Genomic DNA, 13,819 nt, shown 5'->3' on the forward strand with positions numbered 1-13,819 from the left:
GTCCGAAAGACACATATAGGACGGTCACGCACATCCGTCGTCCCTTGCTTCCGGCTTATCGCATTTCCCGCCGGGCATAAGGAATTCCGACACCATTCCATGATACCCGTGGAAGCGCCTGAAACAACGCGCTTCGGCCCGGGGGATTTCGTGACGAGACTTATTATCAGCGCCTTTGCCGTACTGGCCTTCACCGGCCCGGCTGCGGCGGAACTGGCCCGCACCACATTCGGCGACTGGTCGGTGCGCTGCAACGACAAGAATTACTGTATCGCGGAGACGGAGGGCGAAAGCTCCAACGACGAGGCCTTCCGGCTGAAAGTGGAGCGTGGCGCCAAACCCGGCAGCGACGTCTTCGTCACCCTGCGTCCGACGACGAAGCTGGATGTCGGCATGCGCGCGCGCATCGAGATCGAGAGCCTGGAGGAAGACAACTACGGCTATTTCGGCACGGCCTCGAAGATCTATACCGGCAACGAGATGACCTTCGGCGGCGATGCCCACCGGGATCTCATTGAAAAGCTGCGCCTGGGCGAAGACGCCCAGATCCAGATCGACTATGGCGGATCAGCCGGCACGCTCACTTATTGGGTGAAGCTCTCCGGCCTGACCCACTCACTGCTGGCAATGGACCGGGAACAGGGCCGGATCGGCAGGCTGGATGCGGCCGTTGCCTGGGGTGGCCTGCCGGCCGACGGTTCGGTTGCCGTCGCACCTGCCGCGGCAGAACCCAGCGCCGCACCCAAGGAAACACAGGCTGCCGCACCACCGCCGCCGCCCGCGAACGATCTGCCGCCGCCGGTCATGCCGTCGCAGGATGCTGGAGCGCGCGGCCTTGTCTACACGGTCGATGAACTGCCCGAGTCGGTCCAGATGATGGGCTACCGCACGCTCGATTGCCGGCTGGACGAAACCCTGCCCGCCTATGGCGCACAATTCTATGCCGAGGGCGACGTGGAGACCTGGGTCGTGCCCTGTACCATGGCCGATGCCAACGTGCCCTATTTCATGGCGGTCCACATTCCCTTCAATCCGTCCCTCGACGAGTGGAAGGAATTCGAGACACCGCCGGACTTCAACCAGCCCAATCAAGCACTGGTCAACAATCTGTTTTTCGACCCGGACACGGGCCAGGTCACCGGCACGACCTACTATTCGCCCAACTATGATTGCGGGGCCTTTGAACGGCACGAAATGATGGCCGAAAGCGGCGACTACGAGCTTGTCGAATATCTGGAAAAGTCGAATTGCGACGGGGTGACCGGTCCGGCCGAGGGCTGGCCGCTGAACTGGACCATCGACGAGATGGGCAATTGACCGGACCGCTGGCAAGGAAACGGGAAACGAATGCCGATGCGCAGATTGCCTCTATTCGGAGCAGCACTGACAGGCCTGCTGGCTGTGTCCGTGGCTGAGGCGGCGTCCCCCCGGGTGCCGGCGGAATGGGAACCACAGGCGGCCATCTGGATGCAGTGGCCCGGCCGCTACGAAAAGGAGATGCGCCCCGCCTTTGCCGACATCATCCAGGCAGTGCAGAAGCACGAAAGCGTGCACCTGCTCGCCAACTCGGAAAAGGAACAGCAGGCTGCCGCAAGTTTCCTCGTGAATCGTGGCGTCAGCGTCGCGAACGTGACCTGGCACATCGTCCCGATCGACAACGCCTGGATGCGCGACAACGGGCCGATCTATGTGACAGACGGCGAAACGCTCACCATCCAGAACTGGGCCTTCACCGGCTGGGACGGCTCCACGGGCGCCACCTATCACAAGGACGACCGGGTTCCCGTCCGCCTCGGCACACTGCTCGGCATGGAGGTCGCCGACCGGACGGACTACGTCCTGGAAAAAGGCAATCTCGAGGTCAACGGCGCGGGCATCGCCCTTCTCAACTGGGACTGCCAGAAACAGCGCAATCCGGGCCTCGGAAAGGAAGAACACGAACAGATCCTGAAAGAGGCGCTGGGCCTGACGGAGATCATCTGGTCCTACGGCCATCACCCGGACGATATCACCACGGGCCATATCGACGGCTCCGCACGCTTCATCAACCCGACCACGGTTGCGATTGCCGACACGGGTGAAGACACCGAAACGCGGCTTGCCGAAGATCTTCAGACCCTCGGCTTCAACGTCGAATGGTATCCCGGCGACGTGAACTGGCTGGTCGGCGACGGCTACGTCGTCGCCATGAGCGAGCTTGACGAAGATCTCGATGCCACCTTGAGACAGGAACTCCAGCGCTACTTCCCAGCCCGCGAGGTTCATCTCGTCGACGCCTGGTCGATCGCCGACGGCGGCGGCGGCATTCACTGCGTCACCAACGACCAGCCGGAACTTTGACAAACGGACTGCCTTCGGCAGCATTAGTTCTGGATTCCGGATCTGTGCACAGCAAGGCTGTGCTTGTCCGGAACGACGAGTGAAGGCAACTAGGCAATACTCACTGTCGTCACCCCGGGCGAACAACGTGAGACCCGGGGCCGGAGAGCCACGCGTGTCGAGAGGTCGTTGTCAAACGGAGCGTAGTTGCCTCCCCGATCCCGGCTCGCACTCCGTTTGGCCGGGATGACGAAAGAACATTCGACACGGTCATTCCAGACAAGTGCAGCAGCGCCGCACGGCCAGATCCGGAACCTGTGCCCGGCTTGAACGGGTATCCAGACATCAGCCTGAGCGCCAGCGAAGTCCGAACCAAAAGAACAAGCCTCAGAAAAGCCCTCCTTCGCTCAGATCGCTCCACTCCGGATTGCTTTCTTCGATCAACGCGATCTTCCACGCCCGCCGCCAGCCCTTGAGCTGCTTTTCCCGCGCGATCGCATCGTCCACTCGTTCATGCTCTTCGGCATAGACAAGGCGTGTAACGTGGTAGCGCTTTGAAAAGCCATCGAGCAGACCATTCTGGTGCTCGAACAATCTGCGACTGAGATTTGAGGTCACCCCCAGATAGAGTGTGCCGTTCCGTCCGGAGGCGAGCATGTAGACGTGCGCAGGCATGTTGCTACTTTTACGTGTAAAGATGATTTGTTCAAGTGGTGCTGACTGCCCGCGGCAGAAATACCTCTGGATTCCGGATCTACGCACAGCGAGGCTGTGCTTGTCCGGAATGACGGTGGTGGTAGTTGCAAAGTGCCCCCCAACTCGTCATTCCGGACGGTCTGCAGCGCAGCTGCATGGCCAGATCCGGAATCCAGATATCAGCCTGAGCGAAAGCGAAGTCAGAACCCAATGTTTGAGCCTCAGGGAATGAGGCCCTCTAACAGAGACCGGAGCAACCTCCTTTCGCCATCCGCATCAGCAATTCTTCCAGTACCTTTCCCCTGAAAACACAACCGGGCAGTGGTGATTTTTTAACCATAGGTTTAAACCTCGGGGCTTGCCGGGGACATTTCGCTTTTTGGGGTTCCGCCTGCCGATATATTCTGTTTGCCAAACCGTCTGAGTCGTTGAAACGCCCACGACACATGAGTTAAGAAAGAGTAAAGAGTGCGTAAATTCCACCGGAGCGGCACCGGTGGGAAATTCAGGAGACAGGAATGGGCATTTTCTCGAAGTCCCCGCGCCCGGGCAGCGGGCAGGAGCAGCGGGCCGAGAGCCAGAACGAGGCAACAGTCACACAAGAGACATCGGAAACGCCGGATCAGACCGGCAACGTGGAAAAGCTGTCTCCCTTCGCGCTCAAGATGCAGGAAAAGATGAACCATCTGGACGGCCTGAAGTCGCGTGTCGGCGGGCTCAACCAGATGTTCGACCAGATGGCGGCCTTCGCTTCCGAAAGTCAGACCAGCATCCGCATGATGTCGGAATATATCGAGGCCTCGCGTCACAGCGTGGAGACCGAAGTCCGCCTGAAATCCGAAAATGCCAAGATTTCCACCGATCTTCTGGACGCCGAACACAAGGTGCGGTCACTGACGACCCAGCTTGAAGACGCCCAGGCGGAAGTGCATTCCCTGCGCAAGCGCGCCACCGAAACGCGCACGGCGCTTGAGACCGCGCGCAACGACATCGTGTCGATCCGCGACAACAACAAGAAGGTCAACGAGGAGTACCGCCTGCAGAGCGCGAAGCTGGTGGAGGCGAACACCCAGATTGCCGACATCAGCGGCAAGTACAACGACCTGCTTGCCAAGCACGAGACGCTGGAGCGTCATGCCGATAGCCTCAAGGAGGACCTGGAAGCCGTCAAGCACCGGGAAAAGGAACTCCAGCAGAACCTTGCCGAGAGCGCGAAGCTCCTGGAAGACGAGATCCGCAAGAACAACCAGGCGACCAGCGAGCTGGAATCCGCCAAGCGCGAACTGATCGAATTCAGGAACGACAACATCGACCTGAAGTCACACCTGGACGTCGCCAACCAGGAGCTGATCTATGCGAAGACGCGCCTGGAGGAAGAGCAGCGCAAGCATGACAACGAAGTCTATGCGCTGAACGCGGAAATCGAGAACCTTTCGTCCCAGCGCCGGGTCGGTGCGCAGTCGCTCCAGGAAATGGCCCGCGAGAACTCTGCCCTGAAAGAGCGCGGCCGCGATATCCTGAAGCGCATGCAGGAGGTTGAGCATCTCCTCGACAGCGCGCAGAAGAACCACGAGAAGGACCGCAACGAGCTGATGGCGACGTCGGCCAAGCTGCGCGAAGTCAATCTGCGTTACAATTCGGCGCTCACCGACCTGAACCACCAGCGCAGCCAGAACCAGAAATTCGCCGACAATCTGGAAGACCTGGTGGACGAGAACAAGCGTCTGCAGCGCTACAAGATCCAGGTGGACACGGCCAACGAGCAGATCGTCCAGCTGAAATCCGTGATCGCCAACTACCAGATGGCCATGGAAGGCAAGGGTCCGGCCGAGGAACTCGGCCTGACGGAGAGCTACGATCCCGCCGCCGATCTGGGCATCACCGAACCGCTTGAGCCGGAAACGGAGACGGTCGAGATCGACGTCGACGAAACCGTGGTGGCGGAAACGGACGGTCCGGACGACGACGCACCGGGCGGCGGCGACGACAAGATCGTCAAACTGCGCGATTGATTGATCAGGGGCAGGCCGGCCGGAAGGCACACCTGCCCGCTTTTCAAGCGGTTGATTATCCTGCAAGATCACGAAGAGGAAACAGTCGGCTGTGCTCATGCAAAGATGAGCATGTGCGATGGTTTCTGTGCGAAACGCCGTCAAGCCATTCTGGGTGAGGAGCGCTCTTTGTGAATAGCAAGCTGCTGCCTTTGCTGGTGCTGATCGGCGGCGCACTCGGGATCAGCATCGGCTCCTTCAGCCCGGCACTGACGGCTTTCCTGCAGCCTTTCGGCGATGCCTATATCCGGCTTATGGAAGTGGTGGTGCTTCCCTATCTGATTTCCTCGCTGCTTCTCGGCCTCGGCCGTCTCTCGCCGGCGACTGCGCTGACGCTGTTTCGTAAAAGCTGGCCTGTCTACCTGCTGCTTTGGGGCGTGACTTTCGCGTTCCTGATCGTGGCGGCCTCCACTGTCCCGCTTGTCGGCACCGCGACCGTTGTCGACTTTTCGGCAAGCTTGCCGGACGAAAAGGGCTCCGCAGTCTCCCTCGTCGAACTGCTCATACCGGACAATTTCTTCGAGGCCCTCAGCCAGAACTACATCCCCTCGGTCGTGCTGATGGGCGTGATCTTCGGCATCGCGATCCAGCACAGCGTCAAGCCGACACCGCTCTTGGACATACTGACGATCATCCGCAATGCATGCGTGCGCATATGGGGCTGGATTGTCTACCTGGCACCGGTGGGCGTTTGCGCCCTGTTCGCTGAATCCATCAGTTCCGTCAGCCTGACGGGCTTTGCCGCGCTGTCGATCTACATCGCCGTCGTGATGTTGAGCTCGCTGGTGCTTGCCTTGTGGGTCTTCCCGATGCTGTTGACCGTGTTTCTGCCGCTCACCTACCGCGAAATACTGTCCGGTCTGCGCGACGCCTTCATGGTCGCCGTTGTCACGTCCCTGTCGGTGGCTTCGCTGCCGCTGATCCAGCAGGCCACGCAGAAACTCGCCAGGAAACTGAATGAGAACGAGGGAGAAGAACAGCAACAGAAGGAAATCATCGAAACAACGCTGTCCGTCAGCTACCCGCTGGCGCAGATCGGAAATTTCTTCATTCTGGTCTTTCTCGTCTACGCTGCCTACTACTATTACCTGCCGATCGAAAAACAGCAGCTGCTGGAACTGCCGTTCGTGACCCTGATTTCCAGCATCGGCTCGCCCACGTCCTCAATCGGCGCCGTCACTTTCATGGCGGACTGGCTCGGCCTGCCTGCCGGAACAACGGATCTTTACGTGGAGACGATGGCCATCACCCGGTACGGCCAGGTGATCACATCCGTGTCCGCATTCGCCTTCGTGGCAACCGCCATCACCTTCGTCTTTCATGGAAAGGTCCGGTTCAATCCGCGCGCGCTTGTCGTGACACTGGCCGTTTCCGGAGCGGCGTTTGCCGGAATCTGGGCCATCGGCAGTCTGGGCGGAACCCATGTTCCGCTGCATTCGGAAGTCAGCTACAAGGCGGCCGGCCTTCCGGACTACGTCCAGCAGCTGAGCGACGCAAACCGGCTTGCGACCGTTGAACCGGCGACGGAAACTGAAGCACCGCCGGAAACAGCGGCACCGGAAACTGAAGAATTGTCTGCGCGCAACACGATCGACCGGATCGAGACCACAAGCGTCCTGCGCGTCGGCATCAACCCGAATGTCATGCCGTTTGCCTACCGGAACAACGACGGCAGGCTGGTCGGCTACGATGTCGAACTGATGTACCGGTTCGCGCAGAGCATGAATGTCCGTCTGGAGTTCATACCCTATGACTGGCAGAACCTAGCGGACGATCTCAAGCAGCAAAAATTCGATATCGCGGTCGGCGGACTTTACATCACCGACGAACGCCTCAACACGCTGACCGTCAGTGAACCCTATTTCGAGAGTCCGCTCGCGCTCATTGTCAAAAGCGATCGCGTCGACGAGTTCAAGTCGAAATCGGTCATTTCACAGAACAAGGATCTGACGATCGCCGTTTTTGACGATCCGGTTCTGATCCCGCTCGCGAAGCGAACGTTTCCCTCGGCAAAACTGCGTGTCCTGCCAGACTACAGCAAGCTGCAGCACCTTGAAGACGTCGACGCGGCGCTCTGGACACGTGAGCAGGCCCGCGCACTGGCCATATCGCTTGACGGCTATTCGGCCGTTGTCCCGGAAAACACGGCAAGCCGTTTCCTGTTCGCCTACCTGATGCCGCCATCCTCTCCGGGTCTGGCTGCCTATTTCGACTACTGGATGGATCTGTCACGCAAGGCCGGTGTCATTCAGGACATGCACCGGCGCTGGATAAGCCCGGTGAACACGGTAACGACCGACTAGGTACCAGGTGTTTGCCTTCCCGGCACGCTCACTCCGGCTCGACGGTGAATTGCAGCGGATAGCCCAGCTGGCTGGCGGCATCGATCGCCCGTGTCGCCTTGGTCTCGGCAACATCCTTCGGATAGACGGAGACGACGCAGGCGCCTTTCTGATGGGCGGTCATCATGACGACCTCGGCCTGGGAGACGTCAAGGCGGAACTCGGCCTTCAGGATCAGCACGACGAATTCGCGCGGGGTGAAGTCGTCATTGAGCAGAATGACCTTGTAGAGTTTCGGTTTCTGGACCTTTGTCTTCTGCTTCAGTTTCGGTTTCAGATCGGAGTCGGTCATGACACTGGTCCAAACTTGTGCTCCGTTCAGCAGACGGAAGCAGGATCGAATTGGCTGAGTTGCAAACGCGCGGCCCCTCGGCCACGCACCCGAACCCAGAAATGGCGCCTGTTTCCCGAAACGCGGGGAGCCATGCACCGATACGTTAGAAGCTGAACCGGGTCTCTCCCGGCAGGTTCGATCACCGGCGCCAAAGCAGCGCCTATGGGTCAGCAAAAGTGATCGTTCAGGTGATTATAATGCATCGCACCATCAAAGGGAACATCGCGGGCGCGGAAATCGGGTTTGCGGGCTTGAGTTTCGCCTGGCGCGCATGCGTTTGAACGCTGCAGATGACTCTGCGGCAAAAAACGGAAATCCGACCTCCGGCCCCCTGCGTATTGAGGCCGTGGTAAGTGCATCAATTACCCGGAGGGTTGTCCTGTGACTTCGCGCATCATGTCGGCCGGTCTGAACTGGCCCGTTCTTTCGTTCCTGTGCCTCTTCCTCGCGTTCGCCGGATTGGCAACGTCACCTGCTGCGGCAGACATTGGCCCGGCGGCACGCACCGTTCCCTCGGCGGAACTCGTCGGCAAGGGGCGCATGACCTATCTCGGCTTCAAGGTCTTCGATGCCGAGCTTTATGCACCCAACGGTGTCTACAGTGCATCCGGCCCCTTCGCGCTCAAGCTGAAATACCTGCGCAACTTCAAGGGCAAGACGATCACGGAAAGCTCCGTGAAGGAGATGAAGCGCCAGGGTGGCGCGACCGCGGCACAGCTGGCTTCCTGGGAAAAGCAGATGAGCGCGATCTTTCCGAACGTTTCGGCAGGACAGGCCATCACGGGTGTCAGGACCGCAAACGGAAGCACCGTCTTTTACCTGGGCGGGCGCAAACTGGGGACGATCAGCGATCCCGCGTTCACCAAGAGGTTCTTTTCGATCTGGCTCGGCAACAAGACCCGCAACCCGCAACTGCGGGCACGCCTGGTCGGGGCGGGTTCGTGAGCAGCGGGCGATAGGACCCGGTTGCAGTGTCCGTTGACGAAAGACACGCGTCTTCGGACCGCATTGATACCGGTCTTCGAGATGCATCGGTTCCCACGTCGAAAAGGCTGAGCGTCAAAAGCCTCGTTGCCTATGGCACCATGGCGTTTCCGCTCGCTTTCGTCGGATTGCCGATCTACCTGCATGCCCCGGACTTTTATGCGGTCACGATGCAGTTGCCCTTGGCAACGCTCGGGTCTGTCCTGCTCGCACTGCGGCTGGTGGATGCGATCCAGGACCCGATCATCGGCGATCTCAGTGACCGGTTCCACAGCGCACGCACATTGATCCTGGCGCTCGGCGCAGTCATGCTGGGCATCGGTTTCTGGATGCTGTTTCATCCGGCCGAGGCTTTTCCGGTGCTTTGGTTTGCTGCGTCGGTTTTCATCTGCACCACCGGGTTTTCCGTCGTCTCCATCAATTTTCAGGCCCTGGGCGGGTTGTGGCACACGACATCCGCGCAGCGCACAAGGGTCACGGCGAGCCGCGAAGCGATCGGCCTCGTCGGTCTGCTGGTCGCCGCCGTCACACCACCCGTGCTCACACAGATCGTGGGGCCCTCCAGGGCCTTTCACTGGCTATCGCTCGGATATCTTCCGCTGCTCTGCATTGCGCTCTGGCTTCTGGTGCGCTGGATGCATGCAACACCGCTCGACCTGCCTGCGCGACGGGAGAAGCAGGAAAGCTGGGCTTCCCTGATGAAAAACCGCTGGCGGGCGATCTTCTTCGGCCTGGTGTTCCTGAACACATTCGCGAGCGCGATACCGGCGGTGCTGGTGCTGTTCTTCATTCGCGATCGTCTCGGTGCAGAAAGCTACACCGGGCTCTTCCTGCTGACCTATTTTCTGTCCGGCGCGCTGTCGATGCCGATCTGGACAGCGGCCGCCCGCAAATTCGGCAAGCTGCGCGCGTGGCAGTTCTCCCTCGCAGCCGCGATCTTCACCTTCTGCTGGGCAGCGCTCCTCCAGGAGGGGGATCTTGCCGCCTACGCAGTGGTGTGCGCCCTGTCCGGACTGGCGCTCGGCGCGGATCTCGCCTTGCCTCCCGCCATTCTCGCCGACCACATCGAAGCGGATGGAAAGCAGCAGCAGGCCTCGCGCCTGTTTTCGGTCATGGCGTTTCTTTCCAAGTCGGCACTCGCGGTCGCGACCGGTCTTGCGCTGCCGATGCTCGGCTTGTTCGGATATCATCCGAACATTGCAATGACACCCCAGCTGAATTTCGTGCTAAGCGTGACTTACGCCGGGTTGCCGTGTGTGTTCAAACTGGCGGCGCTCGGTGGATTGCTGCTTTTTGAAAACGACCTGAAAGCCCGGCGATCCGCCTGATCCGCAATACGCCAACAATAGTTTCCATCACGATCCGGACGATTTCGGGAACCGATCATGTCAGTTCGACCGCCTCAATTTACCAAAACCGCGGACCAGGATCCGCTGGCGGCTGCGCTGGAACAGGAAATTTTCAGCGAGAAGGCCTCGACACTTTCCCGTCTGATCAAGAAGCTTGAAAAGGCTCTGGCCCTGCTGAGCGAGGCGAACGGCGACCCGGACGCGACCGAGGACCTGAAACGCGAGCGGTTGGCCCAGGCCGGCGAAGCACTCTGGCATGTGACGATCCAGCGGGAACTTTGCGGTCTGCGGCGCCACCGGGAATTCAACGATCATCTGGATGTTCCAAAAGCAGTACGGCTCTGCATGGGTCCGGCAAGTATTATGAAAGACCGCATTCTACGGTAGATAGCACCTGTTCCATCGGGAAATCTTGCGCGTGATCGCGATCACTTCTTTGTTGATTGGACTGCCGTAACGATAGGAAGCTGTTGCATCTGCGCCATAGCAATGTTTTTTACGGGTGGTTATCGATATGTGTGTTATTTACCGGCGCATAGTGTGAACTATGTAAATCCATGCAAGTTGACTGGCGTCCGGGGCCTGCCCGGCTCCGCATTAAACAAAAATGCCTAGCGCAGAGCGACTAATATGTGCAGAAAGACTGGCCCCTTGAGCGTTTTTCCGAATTTATTGACCGGCATTCTTGCTCTGGGCCTTCTGCTCGCCCCGGCCGTGCCGACAATCGGTTTGACGCAATCCGCCCACGCCCAGTCCGTTCGCACGGTACCTGAAGGCAACAGGTACAAGAACCAGCCGAAGATCCCGTATGCATCCGCGCGCCGCACCTCTTCGGCGAAATCCAGCTACGATGCGAAGTTCAACAAGGTGCTGGCCGTCCTGAAGCGCGACCGGCGTCTCATGGGGTCGATCAAGCGTGTCGCGCGCAAGTACAACATTGATCCGATCCACATCATCGGCGCAATCGTCGGGGAGCACACCTACAACTACGACACGCTGGACAGCGCCCAGTCCTATTATGTCAAGGCGCTGGCCTATGCCGGTATCAACTTCGATTTCGAACTCAACGGCGAACATGTCGACAAGTTCGTCGAGCGGCCGCAATTCGAACGGTGCCGCAAGGAGCACATCCAGAAAAGCAGCGACCGACGCTGGTCCTGTTATGAAAATGTCTGGAACAGCAAGTTCCGCGGCAAACGGGTTGACGGTGTCCGCTATCCCAAGAAGAACTTCAACGAAGCCTTCTTCCAGCCACTCTACGCTGGCCAGAGTTTCGGGCTTGGTCAGCTCAGCCCGCTCACCGTCCTGAAAATGACGGATCGCGTGTCGCGCCAGAGCAATTTCCGCAAACTCAAGGCGTCCAATTCCGACGCGGTCTACAAGGCGACAATGGATCCGAACATCTCGCTGCACTACATGGCCGCGATCATCCAGGACTCCATTGCAGCCTACAAATCCGTCGGCAAGGTGGACATTTCCAAGAACCCCGGTCTCACGGCGACCCTCTACAATCTCGGCGATCCCTGGAGCCGTGCCGCGAAATTCCGCCGCACCGGGCGGTCGTGGCCGCGTGAGAACTACTACGGATGGCTGGTCAACGACCGGATCGACGACCTGCGCGCACTGCTTTGAACAGGCACGTCAGGCCACTCGCAACTTTCAGCTAAACACCGTCAACCTGCCGCAACTCAGGTGAGGAACGGGTTCGTCTCACGTTCGTGACCGAGTGTCGATGCCTGTCCGTGTCCGGGCAGGAAGGACACGTCGTCACCCAGGGGAAGCAGCTTCTCGTGTATCGAGCTGATCAGCGTTGCATGATCCGCAAGCGGCAGATCCGTTCTGCCGATGGATCCCGCGAACAGGACGTCACCTGAAATCGCGAACTGCAGTTCCTTGTCGAAAAAAACAAGATGACCGGGCGAATGGCCGGGACAATGCAGAACCTCGAACGTACGGCCGGCAATCTCGACCTCGTCCCCGTCCTCCATCCACCGGTCTGGGGAAACGGGCTTTGCCTCCGGCACGCCGAACTGGGCCGCCTGGTCCGCCACGCGTTCTATGAGCGGCTTGTCCGCTTCGTGCGGTCCTTCGACCGGAACGCCGAGTGCAGCGGCAAGATCGGTGGCGCCGCCGATGTGATCGATGTGGCCGTGTGTGAGCACGATCTTTTCGACGTTCACGTCGTGCTTGCGGATCGCCTCCTGAATATGTTCGACATCGCCGCCCGGATCGACAACCGTTCCACGCATGGTCTGCGGATCCCAGATGATGGAACAGTTTTGCTGAAACGGCGTCACCGGTACGACCATGACCTGGATCGGCGGCATGTCGTCCGTTTCGCTGCTGTTGGTTTCTTCCGACACACCTGTCTCCTTTTGAAACACCCGTGCATGACACGGCAACAAATGCGGGACAATCGGAGCCCGCGCCGACTTAATGTACCTTATCGGCTTCACCTTGCGGCCTGCATTTCGTACAAGAAGTAAAAGCCTCTGAGAAGATGGCAATCAAAATCGGGTAACCGGATAGAATGACGCGAAGATTGCAAACTTTCCTGACGATTGCGGCGATCAGCTTTCTCAGTTCAACCGCAACCTCTGCACAGCCCGGCCGCACGGCGCCGAGCTTCGAGGGATGGACTGTGGATTGCGGCAATACCGGTGCCTGCTTTGCGTCGGCCTTCACGCGCAGCCAGTCTGTCTGGGTGGACGTGCGCATTGTTCGCGACTGGCAGGCCGAGGCGCAACCCCTCGTCCGGCTGACAACGAACACGCAACTGCCGCAGGAAGGCATGCTGCGCTTCGACGTCGACGGGTCGACGATCGAGGAACTGCCCATTGAGCAATTGCGCGAAATGCAATCTGCGATCACGCCTCCAACCGGCTTCCGGCCCCTCGGAGGCGACGGTTTCTGGTATCCGGCAGGCCCGGCCTCTGTGACCCTTCTGGACGCAATGCAGAAGGGACAGGTTCTGACCGTGCATTTGCCGGCAGGCGAAAGCACCGACCCGACATCCGTGCCGGTACCGCTTCAGGGCCTGAAATCCAGCCTGCTCTGGCTGGACAATCGCCAGGATCGCACGGGAACGGAAGCGGCCATCGTCTCGCCCGGAACCAATCCGGCCAAGGATGCACCACATGCCCTGCCGATCCTGAGCGCCGATCAGCTCCCGCCCGAGGTCGCAGCCATCTGGTCTGCCAACCGGCTTTGCTCGGCGATCGATCCCACCATCTTCGCAAGCCTGAACGCGGTGCGCGTCCCGCTCGCGGAAAGTGCGTCCCTCTATATCATCCCCTGCGGTGCGCCGACCCCCTACAACAGCCCCTATGTCGCCGTGCTGTCGGGCAAGGACGGTGCCGCCCGGCAGATCCATGTTGCCCGCATGTCGGAAAAGGGACCGATCGCCTCGGACCTGATCTACAACGCAAGGTGGGTCCCGGCGGATCAGCAACTCGTCAGCTATTTCAAGGGATCGGGTGTCGGCGAATGCGGCCTCTGGAACAGATGGTTCTGGAACGGCACCGGCCTTGTTCTGATGGAGGAAGCGACTCGAAAGACATGTGACGGTACGGAACCTGACTTGTCCAATTGGTCAAGCACCTGGCCTTTAAAAAACACGGCCGATTAGCCCGCCGACCAAGGAATTTCTTGCGATTTCATGCCTCACGCCCTTATGATGGTGCCGCAGCGGCTGGTGAGGGATGCGGCAAAAGTGTTTCAGCCCGATCCCAGAGTGTTGAATAG

Annotated in this window: 12 protein-coding genes; 9 read left to right on the forward strand and 3 right to left on the reverse strand. The window is 59.6% G+C overall.

Annotation, left to right across the window (positions count from 1 at the left end):
• The first annotated feature begins 150 nt into the window (after positions 1–150).
• Complete coding sequence (locus ACO07N_RS29100) at positions 151–1,317, forward strand: DUF1176 domain-containing protein (RefSeq protein ID WP_421984345.1); 1,167 nt, start codon at positions 151–153, stop codon at positions 1,315–1,317.
• Between the two features lie 30 nt (positions 1,318–1,347).
• A complete protein-coding gene (locus ACO07N_RS29105) occupies positions 1,348–2,340 on the forward strand; it encodes an agmatine deiminase family protein (RefSeq protein WP_421984346.1) in 993 nt (330 codons plus the stop codon).
• Positions 2,341–2,706: 366 nt separating this feature from the next.
• Here the strand turns inward: ACO07N_RS29105 and ACO07N_RS29110 are convergent, their stop codons facing one another.
• Positions 2,707–2,994 (reverse strand): GIY-YIG nuclease family protein, encoded by a 288-nt coding sequence (locus ACO07N_RS29110; protein ID WP_421984347.1) that lies wholly within the window; start codon positions 2,992–2,994, stop codon positions 2,707–2,709.
• A 539-nt stretch (positions 2,995–3,533) separates the two neighbouring features.
• On the opposite strand from ACO07N_RS29110, the gene ACO07N_RS29115 reads away from it, so the two are divergent.
• Together ACO07N_RS29115 and ACO07N_RS29120 are read left to right on the forward strand one after the other, a co-directional pair.
• Entirely contained in the window at positions 3,534–5,027 is a 1,494-nt protein-coding gene (locus ACO07N_RS29115; RefSeq protein WP_421984348.1) for a hypothetical protein, read from the forward strand.
• Between the two features lie 170 nt (positions 5,028–5,197).
• Positions 5,198–7,369, forward strand: coding sequence for a cation:dicarboxylate symporter family transporter (locus ACO07N_RS29120; RefSeq protein ID WP_421984349.1), 2,172 nt, complete (start codon positions 5,198–5,200; stop codon positions 7,367–7,369).
• A gap of 28 nt (positions 7,370–7,397) precedes the next feature.
• Here the strand turns inward: ACO07N_RS29120 and clpS are convergent, their stop codons facing one another.
• The gene (clpS, locus tag ACO07N_RS29125; protein ID WP_421984350.1) at positions 7,398–7,700 is read right to left on the reverse strand and encodes an ATP-dependent Clp protease adapter ClpS; all 303 of its coding nucleotides are present in this window, start codon (positions 7,698–7,700) and stop codon (positions 7,398–7,400) included.
• A 423-nt stretch (positions 7,701–8,123) separates the two neighbouring features.
• On the opposite strand from clpS, the gene ACO07N_RS29130 reads away from it, so the two are divergent.
• The 4 genes from ACO07N_RS29130 (at position 8,124) to ACO07N_RS29145 (ending at position 11,707) form a co-directional block, all read left to right on the forward strand.
• Entirely contained in the window at positions 8,124–8,687 is a 564-nt protein-coding gene (locus tag ACO07N_RS29130) for a chalcone isomerase family protein (RefSeq protein WP_421984351.1), read from the forward strand.
• 26 nt (positions 8,688–8,713) lie between these two features.
• A complete protein-coding gene (locus ACO07N_RS29135; protein WP_421984352.1) occupies positions 8,714–10,054 on the forward strand; it encodes an MFS transporter in 1,341 nt (446 codons plus the stop codon).
• A gap of 57 nt (positions 10,055–10,111) precedes the next feature.
• On the forward strand, positions 10,112–10,462 hold the full coding sequence (locus tag ACO07N_RS29140) for a DUF6665 family protein (RefSeq protein WP_421984353.1): 351 nt from the start codon (positions 10,112–10,114) through the stop codon (positions 10,460–10,462).
• A 303-nt stretch (positions 10,463–10,765) separates the two neighbouring features.
• Positions 10,766–11,707, forward strand: a complete 942-nt coding sequence (locus ACO07N_RS29145; RefSeq protein ID WP_421984511.1) for a DUF1402 family protein — start codon at positions 10,766–10,768, stop codon at positions 11,705–11,707.
• A 56-nt stretch (positions 11,708–11,763) separates the two neighbouring features.
• Here ACO07N_RS29145 and ACO07N_RS29150 read toward each other — a convergent pair whose 3' ends face one another.
• Positions 11,764–12,402, reverse strand: a complete 639-nt coding sequence (locus ACO07N_RS29150; RefSeq protein WP_421984512.1) for an MBL fold metallo-hydrolase — start codon at positions 12,400–12,402, stop codon at positions 11,764–11,766.
• A 203-nt stretch (positions 12,403–12,605) separates the two neighbouring features.
• Here ACO07N_RS29150 and ACO07N_RS29155 point away from each other — a divergent pair, with 203 nt between their 5' ends.
• Positions 12,606–13,703, forward strand: a complete 1,098-nt coding sequence (locus ACO07N_RS29155; RefSeq protein WP_421984354.1) for a DUF1176 domain-containing protein — start codon at positions 12,606–12,608, stop codon at positions 13,701–13,703.
• Positions 13,704–13,819: the final 116 nt, after the last annotated feature.

The organism is Roseibium sp., from assembly GCF_965229775.1.
In the GTDB taxonomy this organism is placed as follows: Bacteria; Pseudomonadota; Alphaproteobacteria; order Rhizobiales; family Stappiaceae; genus Roseibium.